The following is an 18409-nucleotide window of genomic DNA, read 5'->3' as shown; positions in this document are numbered from 1 at the left end:
GGCCCCCCGGCCCCGGCCGGGGCGCCGTTCGCCTCGCTGCGCGGGCGTCGCCTCAGACGACGCGGCAGTGGGTCGTGAGCGAGCCGATGCCCTCGACCGTGATGGTGACGGTGGAGCCGTCCTGCAGGAACACCTGCGGGTTGCGCGAGTAGCCGGCGCCGCCGGGGCTGCCCGTGCTGATGAGCGTGCCGGGCGGGATCGTCGCCGAGCGTGACAGGTAGGAGATGATCTCCGCGACGCTCCGCACCATCTCGTTCGTCGAGGCGTCCTGCAGGATGCGGCCGTCGAGGTTCGTCGTGAGCCAGAGGTCCTGCGGGTCGGCGATCTCGTCGGCGGTGACCACCACGGGGCCGGTCGGCGTGAAGCCGTCGAAGGACTTGCAGCGCGACCACTGCGCCTCGCTGAACTGGATGTTCCGCGCCGTGATGTCGTTCACCACGGTGTAGCCCCAGACGTAGTCGAGCGCGTCGCGCACGTGCACGCCGCGTGCCGGGCGGCCGATGATGACGCCGAGCTCGGCCTCGTAGTCGACCTGCGTGGAGAGGTCCTCCGACCAGCTCGTCGTGGCGCCGTGCGCGGTGAGCGAGTTCGGCCAGAGCGAGAAGATCGTCGGGGCGGTCTCGTGGCGCAGCTTCAGCTCCTGCGAGTGCGCGGCGTAGTTCGCGCCGATCGCGAGGATGTGCGGCGGGCGCAGCACCGCGGAGGCGTGCCGCAGCTCGGAGACCGGAGTGAGCCGGGCGCCGGCCTCGAGGGCGACGTCGACCGCGACGCGGACGGCGGCGAGCCCCTCCGGGCCCTGCTCGATGAGGTCCTGCAGGTCGCGCGGGGCCGGCTCGAGCACCTCGTCGAGGAAGAGCGCTGCTTCGGCGATCACCACCGCGAGCCGGGGGGTCGTCTGGCCTTCGACTCTCAGGTGCGCGAATTTCACCATTCCAAGCTATCGGGTGGGTTCCGGGCGAAACCTGACGGCATGTACAACACTCCGGCGCGATCCTTCCACAATGGCGACAGTCGCTTCCGCCATCCGAAATGAAGGCCTCACGTGGCGGCGCGCCAGAGATGCATCGAGGCGTAGCTGCGCCAGGGTGCCCAGCCCGCCCCGCGCCGGTCGAGCTCGCCCGCCTCGCCCGGCAGACCGAGGGCCCGCGCGCCGGCGCGCAGCGCCAGGTCGCTCGTCAGCAGTACGTCGGGGGCGCGGGTGACGCGCATCGAGACGTAGCCGGCCGTCCAGGGGCCGATGCCGCGGATGGCGAGGAGGTCTGCGGCGAGTTGCTCGCGCGACCGCTCGGCCGAGACGAGGAGCTCGCCGCTCGCGAGCCGCTCGGCCACGTCGAGGATCGTCGCGATCCGCGCCTTCGGGCCGGCGAGCACCTCCGCGCCGCGCTCTGCGATCGCGGCCGCCGTCGGGAAGAGCAGGGAGAGCTCGCCGGGCGCCGCCGCCGGCATGGGTTCGCCGAGCGCGGCGGCGAGGCGGCTGAGCGCGGTGCGGGCCGCGGCCACCGAGATCTGCTGACCGATGAGGGCGCGGAATAGGAGCTCGTGCGGGTCGAGGCAGCCGGGGACGCGGATGCCGGGGACGCGCGCCACGGCCGGGGCCAGCGCCGGGTCGTCTGCGAGCGCCTCGTCGATCGCGACCGCGTCGGCGTCGAGGTCGAAGAGCCGCCGCACCCGGGCGACGAGCGGCGGGAGGTCGCCGAGCGCGGCGAGCCTGGCCTCGACCTCGATCGCTGCGCCGCCCTCGGCTTTCGTGAACGCGAGCAGCGCCGGGCCGCCCGGCAGCCGCAGCGTGCGCTCGAAGCCGCCGTCGATCGCCCGCTCCACGCCGGCGACCGCGCGCACCGCGAGCCAGGTGAAGACGCCGTCGGCGTCGAACGGCTCGCGGGCGGGCAGCCGGAGCCGCACATGGGCGCCGCCGTCCGCGGTCGCCTCCGGCGGCGCCCCTGCCGTGCCGGGGCGGTGCGCCGCGTGCCGCAGCTCGAGCGGGCTGCGGTCGTAGACCTCCCGGATCGTCTCGTTGAACTGCCGCACGCTGCCGAAGCCCGCGGCGAACGCGATGTCGGCCGCCGGCATGCTCGTGGAGAGCAGCAGCGTGCGCGCCGTCTGCGCCCGGTGCGCCCGGGCGAGGGCGAGGGGGCCCGCGCCGAGCTCGGCGCCGAGCACCCGGGTGAGGTGGCGGGCGGTGTAGCCGAGCCGGGCGGCGAGACCGGGCACGCCCTCGCGCTCGACGACGCCGTCGGCGATGAGGCGCATCGCGCGGGCGGCGAGGTCGTCGCGGAGGTCCCACTCGGGGGAGCCGGGGACGGCGTCGGGGAGGCAGCGCTTGCAGGCGCGGAGGCCGGCCTCGTGGGCGGCCGCCGCGGTGAGATAGAACGTCACGTTCGAGGGCTTGGGGGAGACGGCCGGGCAGCTCGGCCGGCAGTAGATGCCGGTGGAGTGCACCCCCGTGATGAACTGCCCGTCGAAGCGGGCGTCGCGGGCGCGCATCGCCCGGTACCGCTCGGCGAAGACCGGGTCGGCGAGCGCGGCCTCGTCGCGGGCGGCGGCCCGCTGGGGGCGGTCGGTGGTGAGGGTCATGGCTCCAGCCTGCCACCGTCCGCCGACATCGACTCGCGGAAATCGGACACGAGCGGCGCGGCTAGGCTGCATCCATGTCGAACGAGGTCGTCCAGCAGCTGATCGCCGAGCTCGGGAGCGCCGTCGTCCTCGACGAGGCCGCGCTCGAGGCGAGCCGCGAAGACCGCTCGGGGCACCGCGCAGCCGAGCGCCCGCTCGCCGTCGTCCGACCCGGCAGCATCGCGGAGGTGCAGACGACGATGCGCATCGCGCACGCGAGCCGCACCCCGGTCGTGCCGCGCGGTGCGGGCACCGGTCTCGCGGGCGGCGCGATCGCGAGTCCGGGGGCCATCGTCCTCGACGTCTCCGGCATGGACCGCATTCTCGAGATCGACGAGGACGACGAGCTCGCCGTCGTCGAACCCGGCGTGCTGAACGGCGCGCTGAACGCCAGGCTCGCGCAGAGCGGTCTCTGGTTCGCCCCTGACCCGGCGAGCCGGGAGATCTCCTCCATCGGCGGCAACATCGCGACGAACGCGGGTGGCCTGCTCTGCGCGAAGTACGGCGTCACCCGGGAGGCGGTGCTCGGGCTGGCCGTGGTGCTCGCCGACGGCCGCCTGATCCGTACCGGCCGTCGCACGGTCAAGGGCGTCACCGGCTACGACCTGACCGCGCTCCTCACCGGCTCCGAGGGCACGCTCGGCATCATCGTCGAGGCGACGGTGCGGCTCCGTCCGATCCCGCTGGGCGGCCCCGTGACGATCGCCGCCGCCTTCCCCGACGTCGAGGCGGCCGCCGCGGCGTGCACCGCGGTCACGGCGGCGAAGCTGCGGCCCGCGATCCTCGAGCTCCTGGACTCGGGATCGATCGCCCGCATCGCCGAACACCTCGGCGAGGCGGCGCTCGTCGGCACCCCCCTCGCCGGGCTCGCACCCGGCGAGGCCTTCGTCGTCGCCCAGTGCGACGACGCCGGGGCCGAGGCCGATGCGGTCGCCGTCGCCGCGGTGTTCGAGGCGGCGGGCGGGCGCACCCGACGCTCGGGCGACGTGGCCGAGGGCGAGCGGCTGCTCGGCATCCGCCGCGCGATGCACCCCGCCATGGCCGCGCGAGGCGAGGTGCTCATCGAGGACGTCGCCGTGCCGCGCTCGAAGCTCGCCGAGATGTTCCGCGCCATCGAAGCGATCGGCGCGCGCCATGGCGTCGAGATCCCGACGATCGCGCACGCCGCCGACGGCAACCTGCACCCCAACTTCGTCTACGAGGGCGGCGAGGTCCCCGCGCACCTCTGGGCCGCCGCCGACGAGATGTTCCGCACCGCCGTCCGCCTCGGCGGCACCCTCACGGGCGAGCACGGCGTCGGCATCCTGAAGCGCCGCTGGCTCGCCGACGAGCTCGGCCCCGACGTCTTCGAGCTGCAGCAGGGCGTCAAGCGACTGTTCGACCCGCTCGGCATCCTGAACCCCGGGGTGATGTTCGAACCGGCGCCGCCCGCTCGCTAAGCTGCGCGCGTGAGCTTCCATCCGCAGGCCCAGCCCCAGTTCCTGCCGCCGGCCGCGACGCCGCCGCGTCGCTCGGCGGGCCTCGTCTTCGCGATCGTCGGCATCTCGATCGCCGGGCTCGTGGGGCTGCTCGTCCTCGCCTACCTCGCCGTCGCGCTCGGCCTGTCGAGCCTCGTCGTGGGCTCGGTGCTCGCCCTGGTCCCGCTCGCCATCGTGCTGCTCGCGGTGCGCTGGGTGGACCGCTGGGAGCCGGAGCCGCGCTGGGCGCTCTGGTTCGCCTTCCTCTGGGGCGCCGCGGTCTCCGTCGCGATCGCGCTGATCGTGGACCTCGGCGTGCAGATCGCGGTCGCGGTGACCACCCCCGGCGGCGCGAGCGACGAGGTGCTGCAGTCCGTCGTGCAGGCGCCGATCGTCGAGGAGACCGCGAAGGGCGTCGGGGTGCTGCTCGTGTACCTGTTCTCGCGCTCGCACTTCGACGGTCCGGTCGACGGGCTGGTGTACGCGGCGACGGTCGCGGCGGGCTTCGCCTTCACCGAGAACGTGCTGTACTTCGGCGTCGCTCTTGCGGAGGGCGGCACGGAGGAGCTCGGCGCGACCTTCGTCGTGCGGGGGCTCTTCTCGCCCTTCGCCCACGTGCTCTTCACCGCGTGCACGGGCCTCGCCCTCGGCATCGCGGCGAACCGCGGTGGCGGAGCCCGGGTCGTGGGCTGGTTCCTCGGCGGGCTCGCGCTCGCGATCGGACTGCACGCGCTCTGGAACGGTTCGCTCGCCTTCGCCGACGCCGTGCTCCTCTACACGACCGTGCAGGTGCCGATCTTCGTCGCCGCGATCGTGCTCACCGTGCTGCTGCGGCGCCAGGAGGTGCGGATCACCCGACTCCGGCTCGGCGAGTACCAGGCGGCGGGATGGTTCGACGCGGGCGAGGTCGAGGGCCTCTCGACTCCGGCGGGACGCCGGGCCGCGCTCGCCTGGGCGAAGGCGCAGCGCCCGCCGCGCACCGCCGCCGTGCGGAGCTTCATCGCCGACGCCACGCGACTCGCCTTCACCAGGAACGCGATCGCCACGGGCCGGGCCGACGTGCGCCGACTCGAGGACGAGCGGGTGCTGCTCGAGCGCGTCACCGCCGCCCGCCGCGCGATCATGGGGTAGTGGCGGGCCGCAGCCGCGGGCGGGTACGGAAGAAGCTCGTCGCCCTGGGCCGCTGATGGGCGCAGCGCGCTGCCGGCCGACGGAAGAAGCTCGTCGCCCTGGGCCGCTGATGGGCGCAGCGCGCTGCCGGCCGACGGAAGAAGCTCGTCGCCCTGGGGTGTGGCACTGCCGACAGCTCTCCTGGGCGACGAGCTCCTTAGGGTTCCAGGGTGCACGCTGTTCGCAGTCAGCGCAAGAGCGGAGTGGACGCCCGTCCGCGATTGCCCTCGGCCATGGCATCCGTTTGGATGGAGACATGACCGACACCAACAGCAAGCCTGAGATCGACGCCCCCGAGGGGCCCGCCCCCACCGAGCTCGTCATCGAGGACATCGTCGTCGGCGACGGCGCCGAGGCGCAGCCCGGTTCGACCGTCGATGTGCACTACCTCGGCGTCGAGTACGACTCGGGCGAGGAGTTCGACTCCTCGTGGAGCCGCAACCAGTCCATCAACTTCCCGCTGCAGGCGCTCATCGCCGGCTGGCAGGAGGGCATCCCCGGCATGAAGGTCGGCGGGCGCCGCAAGCTCACCGTCCCGCCGCAGAAGGCGTACGGCCCCGCGGGCGGCGGACACCGCCTCTCGGGCCAGACCCTGATCTTCGTGATCGACCTGCTCGGCGTCAGCTGAGCGACCACGACCACGACGAGGGCCGGCGGGGATTCCCGCCGGCCCTCGTCGCATCCGCGTCGCGCTACGATGCCTGCTGTGCTGCCGCCGTTCCTGCCCTATCTGGTGCTCTCCGTCGTGCACCTCGTGCTGCTCTCGATCGGCCCGGACTGGTCGGTGACCGCGACGAAGGCGCTGCTGATGCCCGCGCTCGCGCTCGCCGTGGTGCTCGCCGCACCGCGGCCGAGCGGGGCGGCGTGCTGGCTCCTCGTCGCGGGCCTCGGCTTCTCCTGGGGCGGCGACGTGGCGCTGAGCTTCCCCGGTGACGGCTGGTTCACGATCGGCCTGGGCTCGTTCCTCGCCGCGCACCTCGTGTACCTGGCGCTGTTCCTGCGGCTCGGCCGCGGAGCCGGCGAGGTGCGTCTGCGTCGACGTCGGCGGGTCCCGCTCTGGGCGCTCGTGGTGTATCCGGTGTGGTTCGCCGGCTTCCTCGCGCTGCTCGGCCCGCACACGGGCGCGCTCCTCGTGCCCGTGGCCGCCTACGGGCTCGCGCTCGGGGCGATGGCGGCGTTCGCCGCCGGCAACGGCCCGATGCTCGCCGCGGGCGGCGCCCTGTTCGTCGTGTCGGACTCGGTGCTCGGGCTCGGCCGTTTTCTGCCGGGCTACGACTTCGCATGGCACGATGCCGTCGTGATGGTGAGCTACCTCGCGGCGCAGGGCCTCATCGCCCTGGGCGTCGTGGTGCACCTCCGCGTTGCGGCGATGCGGTCTGGCGCACCCGTTCGACGAGCTGCTGCCACGGCCCGGTGAGCTGGCGCTCGGCGAGCTCGACCTCGTTCGGCGGGCAGCTGATGCGGTAGACGTAGCGGTCTGGCTCCGGCGGCGCCGCGGGCACCTCGTGCCAGGGCAGCTCGTCGAGCAGCAGCACCCAGTCGTCGCGGTCGGGTTGCGCGTCGACCTCGACCTGCCAGGTGAGGCGGAGCCCGGCGAGCCCGCCGCTGCGTTGCACGATGACGTCCATCGCGCCAGATGCTACTCCGCCGAGCGTGGCGCCGGGCGGTCGGCGCCGGCGTCGTCGCCCGCCTCGGGCTCGACGCCCACCGCCTGCCAGCCGCGGAGCACCGCCTGCCGCTCTCGCGACTCCGCCCCGAATCGCTCGCCGGCGGTGCGCAGCGTCTCGGCCGCGAAGCCGGCGAAGGTCTCGTCCTCGCGGAGCCGCCCCGAGACGAGCGCGTCGTACCAGATGCGGCCCACGTGCTCCCAGGCGAAGCCGCCGAGCTCGCGCGCCGCGAGGGCGAACGCGCGGTTGGGGATGCCGGAGTTCAGGTGCACGCCGCCGTGGTCGTCGCTCGTCTCGACGTAGTCGCGGAAGTGCCCGGGCTGCGGGTCGCGGCCGAGCACGTCGTCGTCGTAGGCGGTGCCCGGTTCGAGCATGGAGCGCAGCGCCCGCCCCTCCACCTCGGGGGTGAAGATGCCCTCGCCGATGAGCCAGTTCGCGGCCTCGGCGTCCTGGCCGAGGGCGTACTGCTCGACGAGGGCGCCGAACGCGTCGGAGACGTGCTCGTTCAGCGCGCCCGACTGGCCCTCGTAGCGGAGCCGTGCGGTGTGCTCGGTGACGCCGTGCGCGAGCTCGTGCCCGATGACGCTGAGCGAGCCGGTGAAGCCCTGGAACACCTCGCCGTCGCCGTCGCCGAACACCATGCGCTCGCCGTCCCAGAACGCGTTGTCGTAGCGGTCGCCGAAGTGCACGGTGGCCTCGAGGGGCATGCCGGCGCCGTCGATCGAGTCGCGGCCGAACACCCGCTCGAACAGGCGGTGGGTGTCGCCGAGGCCGTTGTACGCCTCGTCGACCGCCTCGTCGCCGGTCGCCGGTTCGCCCTCGCGGCGGACGAGCCGGCCGGGCAGCTTCTCGAGGCCTTCGGCGTCGGAGATGCGGCGGACCGGCGCGGAGGGCGCGTCGGGCAGCGCGCTCGGCTGCTCCGGCAGCGGGCCGGGACCGAGCCTGGGCGAGGGAGGCCGCAGCAGCGCCCGTCGGGCGGCCTCCGCGGCGAGCGGGAAGCGCGGCCCGGCGGACTCGGCGATGCGATCGAGCAGGTAGGGCGGGACGATCTCCGGCATGCCTCGATGCTGCCACCGACCGCCGACAGCGGCCACCCGTAGGCTGGGACGGTGCCAGCGCTTCCGACGGGCGAACTCCGCCGCCATGCGATCGGTCTCCTGCCCGCCGCCGCGGTCTGCGGTGCGGCCGTCCTGCTGTTCGGTGTGCAGCTGGTCTGGCCCGGCTACGTGCTGCTGGCCGTCGGCCTCGTCGGTGCCTGGCTCTGCGACCGCAGCGGCCGCACCGAGCGGCTCGCCCCCGATCTCGCGCTCATCGCCCTCGGCCAGCTGATCATCTCGACCGTCTCGTTGAAGGCCGACCTGTCGAACGAGGGGATGGTCCGCTTCGCGGTCGTCCTCGGGCTCGCCGTCGCCGTGCCGTTCCTGGTCTCGCGCTTCCTGTACCGCGAGAAGACGATCCGCTTCCCGTGGCGCACGGGGCAGCGCTGGACGCTCGTGCAGTGGGGCTACCTCGCCGCGGTGGTCGTGGCGGGATGGCTCATCCTGCCGTTCTACTTCATCACCTCCGGGGTCTACACGAACTGGCCGACCGTGGTGACGCCCGACGAGATCGCCCGCCTCTTCGTCGGGGTGAACGCCGTCGGCACCTGGGACGAGCTGTTCTTCATCTGCACGGTGTTCACGCTGCTGCGCCGGCACTTCCCGGTCTGGCAGGCGAACCTGCTGCAGGCGACGGTGTTCGTCTCCTTCCTCTGGGAGCTCGGCTACCAGTCGTGGGGGCCGTTGCTCACCATCCCGTTCGCCCTCGTGCAGGGCTGGACCTTCACCCTCACGAAGTCGCTCACCTACGTGCTGACCGTGCACCTGCTGTTCGACGCGGTGGTCTTCGCGGTGATCGTCTATGCGCACAACGGATGGCCCGCGATCTTCCTGCTCGCGCCCTGAGCTCCCACGGGCGGGGGAGACGATTCCGCCGCACGGGGGAGGCGCGGCATCCGTCCGCCCCGCTTCGATGGGACGCATGAGCGATTCCGAGACCACCACCACGGTGCCGGGCCCGGCCGGAGCGGGCGCCGTGCGCGCCGCCGAACACCAGCGGGCGAAGAACTCCGAGCGCGGGCCGGTGCTGCCGACCGCGGTGCCGTGGCGGGCGGTGATCGTCTTCCTCGTCATCGCGCTCGGCGGTGCGTGGCTCGTCGAGCTGCCGGTCTGGCTCTCCGGCGAGGGGCTCGCGAGCCCGTGGTTCGGTCCGTTGACCCTCGCGATGATGTTCACCCCGACCATCGCCGCCCTGGTCGTGGTGTTCTGGGTGCATCGGGCGCCCAGCGTGCCCCGCTGGCTGGGGCTCTGGCCCCTGCGGCCGGCGGGGCGGACCTGGCTCTTCATCGCCCTCGGCGCGGTCGGCTTCACCGTCATCCCGTTCGCCGCGCTCCTCCTCGGCGACGCGATGGGGCTCATCCGGCTCGACCTGAGCGGCGTCAGCGGCGTCGCCGCGGCGCTCGCCGCGAGCGGCGGGCAGGGCGCGGATGCCGCGACCGTCGTGACGATCACCCTCCTGATGCTCCCGATCGTCACGCTCGTCAACTGCGGGGCGACCTTCGGCGAGGAGCTCGGCTGGCGCGGCTGGCTGCTGCCGGCGCTGCGCCCGCTCGGGACCTGGGCGGCGCTCCTGGCGAGCGGGGTGATCTGGGGCGTCTGGCACGCGCCGGTCGTGCTGCTCGGCTACAACTACGGCCGAACCGACGTGCTCGGCGTCCTCTGCATGGTCGTCTTCTGCGTGCTCGTGGGCACCGTGATCGGCTGGCTGCGCCTGCGCAGCGCCTCGGTGTGGCCCGCCGTGATCGCGCACGCGGCGCTCAACACCGCCGGCTCGCAGTTCCTGATCTTCGTCGACGCGAGCGATCTCCCGGCCGATCCGTGGGGCTCGATGCTCGGCTGGCCCGGCTGGATCCTCTTCGCCGTGATCATCGTGCTGCTCGCGGTGACGGGGCAGTTCCGGAAGCAGCCGCAGCCCGGCCTGACGCTCGCCGAGTCGCGCGCCTGAGCCGCGGCGCCCGCGCCGCACACGAGCGGCTCGGCTCAGGCCGGTCGCTCCACCTCGGCGCCGTGCGCGGCGAGCCAGTCGAGCAGCACCGCCGCATGGTTCACCCGCTCGTCGCGCGCACCGAAGAGGAGCGTGACCCGCGGATGCTCCCGGCCGAGCTCGAGGAGTTCGGCGCCCGCCGTGCCCGCGTCGAGCTCCTGCCGGTACTGCGCGGCGAAGTGCGCGAAATCCTCGAGCTGGTAGTGCCAGGCGGTGCGCAGCTCGGGGGATGGGGCGACGTCCTTCGCCCAGCGGTCGAGCTCGGCGCGCTCCCGGCTCACCCCGCGCGGCCAGAGCCGGTCGACGAGCACCCGGACTCCGTCTTCGGCGGAAGCCGCCTCGTAGACGCGCTTGATCGCGAACACCATGCCTCCAGTCTGGGGCAAGACGGGCGCCCGCGCTCTGCTAAGCTAGTTCGGTTGCCGTCCACCGGCCGCGCATGAAGAGAGCCCAGGCATCAGGCCCCGGGCAGCGCGCAACGAGAAGAAAGGGGATCCCTCTATGGCGCTGGATTCAGAGACCAAGAAGGCGATCATCGAAGAGTACGCGACGCACCCCGGTGACACTGGATCCCCCGAGGTCCAGATCGCGATCCTCACCAAGCGCATCAAGGACCTCACCGAGCACCTGAAGGAGCACAAGCACGACCACCACTCGCGTCGTGGTCTGCTGCTCCTCGTCGGTCAGCGTCGTCGTCTGCTCGGCTACCTCGCCGACGTCGACATCGAGCGCTACCGTGCGCTCATCGAGCGTCTCGGGCTGCGCCGCTAAGTGCCGCCGGCGCCGCCCTCGTGCGGCGCGCCGAAGTCCGGCATGGCTCTCGATGAGCCGCGAACTTCTTGCGAAGGCCCCCGCACCTGCTCCTCGGAGCAAGGCCGGGGGCCTTCGTCATGCCCGCGCGCGGTCGTGACCCTCGCGCGCGGTCGTGACGCCCGCGCGCGGTCGTGACGCCCGGATGCGGTCGTCAGGCCCGGGCGCGATAGGCGCGCACGGCCATCCGATTGCCGCAGCGGGTCGAGCAGAATCGGCGTGAGCCGTTCTTCGAGAGATCCAGGTAGGCGGCCTCGCAGTCGTCGGCGTCGCACGTGCGGAGCCGCTCCAGCTGATCGGCGCGCACGACGTCGACGAGGGCCATGGCCACCTCGACCAGGATGCGCTCGGCGAGCGGGGCCTCGGCCGAGGTCGCGTGGATGTGCCAGTCGAGCGCGTCGTGCCGGACGAGCCGGGGGACCGCGTTCGACTCGGCGAGGATGGCGTTCACCTCGGCGACCGCGTCGTCGCGGTCGCGCGACCACAGTGCGCGCAGCCGGGCCCTGGCGGCGGTCACCTCGGCGAGCTCCCGGGTATCGCCGTCGCGCCGGCCGGAGTACCACCAGCGGTCGAGGATCGCGACGAGGGCGGCGGGATCGCCGAGCTCGTCGACCCCGGTCGCGCTCGCCTCGGGCACGGTGTTCACGAGGGCGGCGGCGAAGTGCAGCGCGTCGATCGTGTCATTGGTGAAAATCATTTGACTCCTGACTTCGGCGTGCCGTACTGTCACGAGCATAACCGCGTTCGCCCATGACGAGCGGACGCGTCGGCAGCGGAGTCGAGGAGGGCTCGTGCGCGGATCGCGCGGCGTGACGGGAATCGCCCTGGGCGTGGCGGCGGGGCTCGCCTTCGGCGTGGGCGGCGTGTTCGTGAAACCGCTGCTCGAGAACGGCTGGAGCCCCGGTGCGGCCGTGCTCGCCCGCATCTCGATCGCCGCCGTCATCCTCGCCGTCCCCGGCATCCTCGCCCTCCGCGGCGACCTCCGCCCGCTCTGGCGGGCGCGCTGGACGGTGCTGCTGTTCGGCCTCATCGCCGTCGCCGGCGTGCAGTTCTTCTTCTACGCCTCGCTCGAGCGCATCCCGGTCTCGCTCACGCTCCTCATCGAGTACCTCGCGCCGATCGCGCTCGTGCTGCTCGCCTGGGTGCGCTCCCGACGGGTGCCGCAGCGCATCGTGCTCGCCGGCTCGGTGCTCGCGCTCGCGGGCCTCGTCCTCGTCATCGGTCCGGGCGGCGGCCGGCTCGACCCGCTCGGGCTCGCCTTCGCCGCGCTCGCGATGCTCGGCGTCTGCGTCTACTACCTCGTGGGCGAATCCTCGGCCGCGCAGCTGCCACCGCTCGCGCTCATCGCCGCAGGCTTCGTCGTCGGGGCCGTCGCGCTCGCGCTGCTCGGCGTCACGGGACTGCTGCCGATGCGCTTCGTCTTCGACGACGTCGCGTTCCTCGGCGCCGAGGCGCCGTGGTTCGTGCCGCTCCTCGCCGTCGGCGTGCTCTCCACCGCCTTCGCGTACACCGCCGGGCTCGCCGCGATCGGCCGCCTCGGCTCCCGGCTCGCGGCGTTCCTCGGCTTGTCGGAGGTGGTCTTCGCGGGCATCGCCGGTTGGGTGCTGCTCGGCGAGGTGCTGAGCGTGCTGCAGATCCTCGGCGGAGTGCTGATCCTCGCGGGCATCGTCTGCGTCAAGCTCGAGCGCCGGCCGGCCGCGCCCGGCGCCGCCGGGGGATCGGGCGAGGAGTCGGCCGCGCCCGCCGTCGAGCTCGGTGCGGAGCCGATCCCCGTCACCGCCGCGCTGCCGCTGCCGCCGAGTGCGGGTGAGGGTCGAGGGGCCTAGGCTCGCCCCATGCGCTTCGGCATCGTCATCCTTCCCCAGTTCCCGTGGCCGGAGGCCGCCCGCCGTTGGCAGGCGGCGGAGGCGTACGGCTTCGACGTCGCCTGGACGTACGACCACCTCTCCTGGCGCTCCCTCGCCGACGAGCCCTGGCACGCGACCGTGCCGACGCTCACCGCCGCGGCCATGGCGACCTCGACGATCCGGCTCGGCACCTTCGTCGCGAATCCGAACTTCCGCCACCCGGTGCCGTTCGCGAAGGAGCTCGCGACCCTCGACCAGATCGCGGGCGGGCGGGTGGTCGCCGGGCTCGGCTCCGGCGGCACGGGCTTCGATGCGCACGTGCTCGGGCAGGAGCCCCTGTCACCCGGGCAGCGGCACGAGCGCTACGTCGAATTCGTCGAGGCGCTCGACCGGCTGCTGCGCTTCGAGCAGCCCGGCTCAGGCGGCATCTCGTTCGCGGGCGAGTGGTTCACCGCGGAGCGCGCCCGCATGGTCGGCGCCCCGGCGCAGTCGCCGCGGCTGCCGCTCCAGCTCGCGGCGAACGGACCGCGCGGCCTCGCGCTCGCCGCGCGGCTCGCCGACGGCTGGATCACGACGGGGCGTGCCGAGCTCGATGCCGAGGCGTGGTGGCGGAACGTCGGCGAGCTGTCGCGGCGCTTCGCGGAGGCGTGCGCCGAGCACGGCCGCGACGTCGCCGGGGTCGCGCGCGTGCTCTCGCTCGACGAGGGCGACCGCTACTCGCTCGCGAGCGCCGCCGCGTTCGAGGACGCGGTCGAGCGGGCCCGCGGGCTCGGCTTCGACGAGGTCGTCGCGCACTGGCCGCGCGAGTCGGGCATCTACGCCGGCGACGAGCGCGTGCTGGAGGAGGTCGCGGCCCGGCTGCCCGCGCTGCGCTGAGCGCTGAGAAGCCGCCGTGAGTCGGCGGCGAGCGAGCAGATACCGTTGAAGGCATGCCAGCCCCCCGCCGCAAGCCCCTGCTCCTCTGGGAGCCGTTCCCCTACCTCGCGCTCTTCGTCGTGCTGCTCGCGACGAGCTTCGTGCGGCCGGGGGCCGAGCCGTGGCTGTTCTGGCCGCTCATCGTGCTGCTCGCGGTGACCCTCGTCTATCTCGTGATCTCGATCGGCCGGGAGAAGCGCGGCGCGAACCCCGATCAGTGGGGCAACCTGCTCGGCCTCGACGACCTCACGCTCGTCGAGGCGCCGTCGGCCGATCGCGAGGTGCGCACCGTCGTCCCCGTCGACGGCGCGGCCCACCGGCAGTCCGGCATCGAGATCGCGCGCACGCAGGGCGGACCCGAGCAGACGGCGGTCCTCGTGCCGCGGGCGAGTCGCTGGATGGCCCGCCGCTACCGGGTGGGCGTGCAGCTCGTCGGCGGGCAGCGGCCCCGGCACGCGGGCTACCTCGGCCAGGCGGCGGAGGAGCGCTACGTGGATCGCCTCGACGCCCTGCGCAGCGAGGGCAAGTACGTCCGGGTGCCGGCGCGCATCGTGGGCGACGGGCGGCCGTTCAAGGTGGAGCTCGATCTCAGCGGGCTCGACGAGACGGCCTGAACTCGGGCGCGCAGCGCGCGCCGGTTCGGGTCAGGAAGCCTGACCGTCCTCCTCGCGCGCGAGCTGCTCGCGAACCTGGTCCATGTCGAGCTCGCGCACCTGCGAGACGAGGTCGTCGAGCACCGGGCGGGGGAGCGCTCCGGCCTGGGCGAAGACGCCGATGCCGTCCTTGAACGCCATGATCGTGGGGATCGAGGTGATGTTCATCGCGGCGGCGAGCTGCTGCTGGTCCTCGGTGTCGACCTTCGCGAAGACGAGGTCGGGGTTCGCCTCGGCCGCCGCCTCGTAGTTGGGGGCGAACTGCAGGCAGGGCCCGCACCAGGAGGCCCAGAAGTCGACGAAGACGGTGCCGCCTTCGAGGATCGTCTTCTCGAAGGTGTCCATGGTGAGCGCGACGGTAGCCATGGGCGCCAGCCTACGGGCCGCAGCTTTGAAGGCGCCCAGTGTTCGCTCTCGGCGATGACCCGGCGTTGCCCCGCCATTCCGCCGATTCGAGCGGCCTCAGCGCTATCGTGAGGGCGTGACTGAGCGCGGTCCCGATGAAGCGGAGCGGGCGACGGATGCCGTCATCCGGAGCACGCCGGCGGGCGTGCTCGCGCCGCCGCCGCCGGGCTGGCAGACGCACGCGGCCGAGCTCGACGCCGCGATCCCCGACTTCGACTGGCGCGCGCTGCCCAGCGGTGCCGAGCGCTGCTGGTTCGACGTGCCGAGCGGGCGGCTCGCGGGGCTCGCCATGGGGCCGGTGGACGGGCCGAGAGTGCTGCTCGTCCCTGGCGCGACGGGGTCGAAGGAGGACTTCGTCCTCATGCTGCCGTTGCTCGCCGACGCCGGGTACCGCGTCGAGGCCTTCGATCTCGCGGGGCAGTACGAGTCCGCCGCGGCCGGGCCCTGGCGGCTCGACCCGCCGACCGCCCGTTACGAGCGCACGCTCTTCCTCGACGATCTCCTCGCGGTGCTCGACGCGGGGAGCGGGCCGGCGCATGTGCTCGGCTACAGCTTCGCGGGCACGATCGCGCAGGAGGCGCTCGTCCGGGCGCCGGAGCGCTTCGCGAGCCTGGCGCTGCTGTCGAGTCCGCCGGAGCCGGGGCAGGCGTTCCGCGGAGTGAAGCGGATCGGCCCGATCTCGAGCTTCACGACGCCCAGGCAGGGCGCCGCGCTCATGCTCTGGGGCATCCGCAGCAATCTGAACCGGGTGCCGCCCGGTCGCCTCGCCTTCGTGCGCGAGCGGTTCCGGCTCACCCGCCGCGACAGCGTGGACGATCTCATCGCGTGCATGATGGCGACCCCCGATCTCCGGCGCGAGGTCGCGGCATCCGCCGTCCCGAAGCTCGTGGCGGTCGGGGCGCACGACCTCTGGCCGCTCGAGCTGCACGAGCGCTCGGCCCGCGAGCTGGGGGCGCGCTTCGCCGTGTACCGGACGGGGCACAGCCCGTGCGAGACGACGCCGCACCAGCTCGTGCGCGATCTGCTCGAGCTCTACGCGACCGCCTGATCGCCCTCGTCCGCGACGGCGGTGCCCGTCGCCGCCTCGCGGTGCTCGGCGCGCCGCTCGAGCGCCGGCCACTCCCGCCACTCGACCGCGAGGGTGTGGAAGGCCATCCGCAGCCGTCGCCCGAGGGCCGCCCAGCTGTCGAACGGGCGTGCCGAGACGTCGACGACGAGGCTGCGCTCATAGGCGACCGACATGCCCGGGCGGAGCCACCAGGCGAGGTCCAGGTCGTCGTGCACGTCGGCCCGGTCGCGGTGCACGATGCCGCGGAGCTCGCGCCACGCCTCGCTGCGCAGCGCATAGTTCGAACCGAAGAGCGGAGGATGCCCGAGCAGGATGCCGATGGCCCAGAAGTAGCCGCCGATGTAGAGGTGCCTGGCCACCCAGCGCGTGAACGCGGTGCCGCCGTAGAAGCGGCCGGGGCCGGTGATCGCGGTGGGGGCGTCGGCCTCGGCCATCCGCCGTTCGACGCGGGCGAGCCAGTCGGGCGGGGGCACCGAGTCGGCGTCGAGCCGCGCGAGGAGCTCGCCGCGGGCGGCGTCGAAGCCGGCGGCGGTCGCGGGCCAGATGCCGCGGCGCGGCTCCGTCACGACCCGGGCGCCGGCGTCGCGGGCGACGGCGGCGGAGTCGTCGCGCGAACCGTTGTCGACGACGATGATCTCGTCGGCGGGCCGGGTCTGCACCGCCAGCGCGGCGAGGCAGGCGCGGAGCATGGCGGCATCGTCCAAGCAGGGGATGACGACCGAGATGCTGCCCATCACCCCGGAGTCTAGACCCGGCCCGCACGCGGATCGCGGCGGCAGGGCAGACTGGATGCGGTGCGTCATCCGCTGCCCTTTCGATCGAATCGGCGAAGCGGGAATAGCTTCGGGGGCAGCCTGGTTCCTAATCTATGCAAACGCATTGAAAGCACTCGACCCGCACCCCAGGAGGACGCCGTGCAGTTCGGAATCTTCACCGTCAGCGACATCACGCAGGACCCGACGACCGGCCGCACGCCGACCGAGGCCGAGCGGATCCAGGCGACCATCGCGATCGCCAAGCACGCGGAAGAGGTCGGCCTCGACGTCTTCGCCCTCGGCGAGCACCACAACCCGCCGTTCTGGTCGTCCTCGCCCACGACGACGCTCGCGTACATCGCCGGCCAGACCTCGACCCTCCAGCTCTCCACCGCCACGACGCTCATCACCACGAACGACCCGGTGAAGATCGCCGAGGACTACGCGATGCTGCAGCACGTCTCCGGCGGCCGCGCCGACCTCATGATCGGCCGCGGCAACACCGGGCCGGTCTACCCCTGGTTCGGCAAGGACATCCGGCAGGGCCTGCCCATCGCGGTCGAGAGCTACGAGCTGCTGCACCGGCTGTGGCGCGAGGACGTCGTCGACTGGGAGGGCAAGTTCCGCACCCCGCTGCAGGGCTTCACCTCGACGCCGCGCCCGCTCGACGGCGTTCCCCCGTTCGTCTGGCACGGCTCCATCCGCACCCCGGAGATCGCCGAGCAGGCCGCCTACTACGGCGACGGCTTCTTCGCGAACCACATCTTCTGGCCCGCCTCGCACACCCAGCGCATGATCGCGCTGTACCGCCAGCGCTTCGAGCACCACGGCCACGGCACGGCCGCGCAGGCGATCGTCGGCCTCGGCGGCCAGGTCTTCATGCGCCGCAACTCGCAGGACGCGGTGCGCGACTTCCGGCCGTACTTCGACAACGCCCCGGTCTACGGCCACGGCCCGAGCCTCGAGGAGTTCACCCAGCAGACCCCGCTCACCGTGGGCAGCCCGCAGGAGGTCATCGACCGCACGCTCGGCTTCCGCGACTACGTGGGCGACTACCAGCGCCAGCTGTTCCTCGTCGACCACGCGGGGCTGCCGCTGAAGACCGTGCTCGAGCAGCTCGACCTGCTCGGCGAGGTCGTCGGCGTGCTGCGCACCGAGTTCGCGAAGAACCGCCCGGCCGAGGTGCCCGACGCCCCCACGCACGCCTCGCTCGTCGCCGCGAAGTACGGCGACCAGGCGCCCCGCCAGGCGACGCCGAACGCCAACCGCGGCGACAACCTGACCGCGGGCGCCTCGCCCTACCAGGACGCGCCCGCGCCCGCCGGCTCGGCCTTCGGCCCCGCCGCGACCCGTGCAGGAGGTGCACGATGACCGCCAAGCAGATCGTCGTCGTCTCGGCGGGGCTCTCCACGCCGAGCTCGACCCGCCAGCTCGCCGACCGCCTCGCCGCCGACTCCCTCGCGGCCCTCGCCGAGCGGGGGGTCGAGGCCGAGGTGCGCACCTTCGAGCTGCGCGAGCTCGCCCACGACATCACGAACCACCTGCTCATGGGCTTCGCACCGCCGAAGCTCGAGGAGGCGCTCGACGCCGTGGCCTCGGCCGACGGGCTCATCGCCGTCACGCCGATCTTCACGACGAGCTACGCGGGACTGTTCAAGTCGTTCATCGACGTGATCGACCCGCAGGCCCTCACCGATCTGCCGGTGCTGCTCGGCGCGACGGGCGGCACGCCCCGGCACTCGCTCGCGATCGACTACGCGATGCGCCCGCTGTTCACCTACCTGCACGCGGTGCCGGTGACCACCGGGGTGTTCGCCGCGACGAGCGACTGGGGCGGCGCCGAGGGCGACGGCGTGCGCTCGCTGCCCGACCGCATCTTCCGGGGTGCGAAGGAGTTCGCCGAGCTCGTCGAGCGCACCGACCGCTCGCAGCTGGTGAGCGACCCGTTCCGCCTCGACCGGCCGATG

General features: G+C 73.3%; 21 protein-coding genes. 13 read left to right on the top strand and 8 right to left on the bottom strand.

The annotated features are described in order from the left end of the window. Positions 1 to 52: 52 nt before the first annotated feature. Both IEY71_RS14580 and IEY71_RS14575 read right to left on the bottom strand, forming a co-directional pair. Complete coding sequence (locus IEY71_RS14580) at positions 53 to 928, bottom strand: fumarylacetoacetate hydrolase family protein (RefSeq protein ID WP_189086093.1); 876 nt, start codon at positions 926 to 928, stop codon at positions 53 to 55. Positions 929 to 1038: 110 nt separating this feature from the next. Then, positions 1039 to 2574: an AlkA N-terminal domain-containing protein gene (locus IEY71_RS14575; RefSeq protein WP_189086092.1), complete on the bottom strand. Its 1536-nt coding sequence runs from the start codon at positions 2572 to 2574 to the stop codon at positions 1039 to 1041. A 74-nt stretch (positions 2575 to 2648) separates the two neighbouring features. On the opposite strand from IEY71_RS14575, the gene IEY71_RS14570 reads away from it, so the two are divergent. The 4 genes from IEY71_RS14570 (at position 2649) to IEY71_RS14555 (ending at position 6657) form a co-directional block, all read left to right on the top strand. Continuing rightward, entirely contained in the window at positions 2649 to 4052 is a 1404-nt protein-coding gene (locus tag IEY71_RS14570) for an FAD-binding oxidoreductase (protein WP_189086091.1), read from the top strand. A 9-nt stretch (positions 4053 to 4061) separates the two neighbouring features. Beyond that, positions 4062 to 5201 (top strand): PrsW family intramembrane metalloprotease, encoded by a 1140-nt coding sequence (locus IEY71_RS18555; protein ID WP_268243569.1) that lies wholly within the window; start codon positions 4062 to 4064, stop codon positions 5199 to 5201. Between the two features lie 295 nt (positions 5202 to 5496). Further along, positions 5497 to 5868 carry an FKBP-type peptidyl-prolyl cis-trans isomerase gene (locus IEY71_RS14560; RefSeq protein ID WP_189086090.1) on the top strand — a complete coding sequence of 124 codons (372 nt, stop codon included), beginning with the start codon at positions 5497 to 5499 and terminating at the stop codon, positions 5866 to 5868. 78 nt (positions 5869 to 5946) lie between these two features. Continuing rightward, a complete protein-coding gene (locus IEY71_RS14555; protein ID WP_189086089.1) occupies positions 5947 to 6657 on the top strand; it encodes a lysoplasmalogenase in 711 nt (236 codons plus the stop codon). Here the strand turns inward: IEY71_RS14555 and IEY71_RS14550 are convergent. Further along, the gene (locus tag IEY71_RS14550; RefSeq protein WP_189086088.1) at positions 6569 to 6868 is read right to left on the bottom strand and encodes a protealysin inhibitor emfourin; all 300 of its coding nucleotides are present in this window, start codon (positions 6866 to 6868) and stop codon (positions 6569 to 6571) included. The genes IEY71_RS14555 and IEY71_RS14550 overlap by 89 nt on opposite strands. A gap of 11 nt (positions 6869 to 6879) precedes the next feature. Beyond that, a complete protein-coding gene (locus IEY71_RS14545; protein ID WP_189086087.1) occupies positions 6880 to 7965 on the bottom strand; it encodes a M4 family metallopeptidase in 1086 nt (361 codons plus the stop codon). Positions 7966 to 8016: 51 nt separating this feature from the next. On the opposite strand from IEY71_RS14545, the gene IEY71_RS14540 reads away from it, so the two are divergent. After that, positions 8017 to 8850 (top strand): CPBP family glutamic-type intramembrane protease, encoded by an 834-nt coding sequence (locus IEY71_RS14540; protein WP_189086086.1) that lies wholly within the window; start codon positions 8017 to 8019, stop codon positions 8848 to 8850. Between the two features lie 76 nt (positions 8851 to 8926). After that, positions 8927 to 9949: a CPBP family intramembrane glutamic endopeptidase gene (locus IEY71_RS14535; RefSeq protein WP_189086085.1), complete on the top strand. Its 1023-nt coding sequence runs from the start codon at positions 8927 to 8929 to the stop codon at positions 9947 to 9949. A 35-nt stretch (positions 9950 to 9984) separates the two neighbouring features. Here the strand turns inward: IEY71_RS14535 and IEY71_RS14530 are convergent, their stop codons facing one another. Further along, positions 9985 to 10356: a DUF488 domain-containing protein gene (locus tag IEY71_RS14530; protein ID WP_189086084.1), complete on the bottom strand. Its 372-nt coding sequence runs from the start codon at positions 10354 to 10356 to the stop codon at positions 9985 to 9987. Positions 10357 to 10489: 133 nt separating this feature from the next. On the opposite strand from IEY71_RS14530, the gene rpsO reads away from it, so the two are divergent. Continuing rightward, positions 10490 to 10759, top strand: coding sequence for a 30S ribosomal protein S15 (rpsO, locus tag IEY71_RS14525; protein ID WP_189086083.1), 270 nt, complete (start codon positions 10490 to 10492; stop codon positions 10757 to 10759). A gap of 193 nt (positions 10760 to 10952) precedes the next feature. On the opposite strand, the gene IEY71_RS14520 is transcribed toward rpsO, so the two are convergent. After that, positions 10953 to 11495 carry a CGNR zinc finger domain-containing protein gene (locus IEY71_RS14520; protein ID WP_189086082.1) on the bottom strand — a complete coding sequence of 181 codons (543 nt, stop codon included), beginning with the start codon at positions 11493 to 11495 and terminating at the stop codon, positions 10953 to 10955. Between the two features lie 112 nt (positions 11496 to 11607). Here IEY71_RS14520 and IEY71_RS14515 point away from each other — a divergent pair, with 112 nt between their 5' ends. Genes IEY71_RS14515 through IEY71_RS14505 form a run of 3 tightly spaced genes read left to right on the top strand, consistent with a single transcriptional unit; the run spans position 11608 to position 14174 of the window. Next, positions 11608 to 12624, top strand: a complete 1017-nt coding sequence (locus IEY71_RS14515; RefSeq protein ID WP_229781771.1) for an EamA family transporter — start codon at positions 11608 to 11610, stop codon at positions 12622 to 12624. Positions 12625 to 12633: 9 nt separating this feature from the next. Then, positions 12634 to 13521 carry an LLM class flavin-dependent oxidoreductase gene (locus IEY71_RS14510; protein WP_189086080.1) on the top strand — a complete coding sequence of 296 codons (888 nt, stop codon included), beginning with the start codon at positions 12634 to 12636 and terminating at the stop codon, positions 13519 to 13521. A 53-nt stretch (positions 13522 to 13574) separates the two neighbouring features. Then, positions 13575 to 14174, top strand: a complete 600-nt coding sequence (locus IEY71_RS14505) for a hypothetical protein (RefSeq protein ID WP_189086079.1) — start codon at positions 13575 to 13577, stop codon at positions 14172 to 14174. 30 nt (positions 14175 to 14204) lie between these two features. On the opposite strand, the gene IEY71_RS14500 is transcribed toward IEY71_RS14505, so the two are convergent. Further along, positions 14205 to 14579 (bottom strand): thioredoxin family protein, encoded by a 375-nt coding sequence (locus IEY71_RS14500; protein WP_189086078.1) that lies wholly within the window; start codon positions 14577 to 14579, stop codon positions 14205 to 14207. 115 nt (positions 14580 to 14694) lie between these two features. Here IEY71_RS14500 and IEY71_RS14495 point away from each other — a divergent pair, with 115 nt between their 5' ends. Beyond that, complete coding sequence (locus IEY71_RS14495) at positions 14695 to 15666, top strand: alpha/beta fold hydrolase (protein ID WP_229781770.1); 972 nt, start codon at positions 14695 to 14697, stop codon at positions 15664 to 15666. Here IEY71_RS14495 and IEY71_RS14490 read toward each other — a convergent pair. Next, entirely contained in the window at positions 15651 to 16421 is a 771-nt protein-coding gene (locus tag IEY71_RS14490; RefSeq protein ID WP_189086077.1) for a glycosyltransferase family 2 protein, read from the bottom strand. The two genes, IEY71_RS14495 and IEY71_RS14490, sit on opposite strands and share 16 nt — an antisense overlap. Positions 16422 to 16601: 180 nt before the next feature. Here IEY71_RS14490 and IEY71_RS14485 point away from each other — a divergent pair, with 180 nt between their 5' ends. Together IEY71_RS14485 and IEY71_RS14480 are read left to right on the top strand one after the other, a co-directional pair. Further along, a complete protein-coding gene (locus tag IEY71_RS14485) occupies positions 16602 to 17813 on the top strand; it encodes an LLM class flavin-dependent oxidoreductase (protein ID WP_189086076.1) in 1212 nt (403 codons plus the stop codon). Then, on the top strand, positions 17810 to 18409 hold a 600-nt coding region (locus IEY71_RS14480), incomplete at its 3' end, for an FMN reductase (protein WP_189086075.1). The genes IEY71_RS14485 and IEY71_RS14480, both read left to right, overlap by 4 nt.

It is taken from the genome of Agromyces mediolanus (assembly GCF_014648575.1).
GTDB lineage: Bacteria > Actinomycetota > Actinomycetes > Actinomycetales > Microbacteriaceae > Agromyces > Agromyces mediolanus.
Note: the sequence above shows the minus strand (reverse complement) of the source record. Positions and strands in the feature narration are given on the sequence as shown.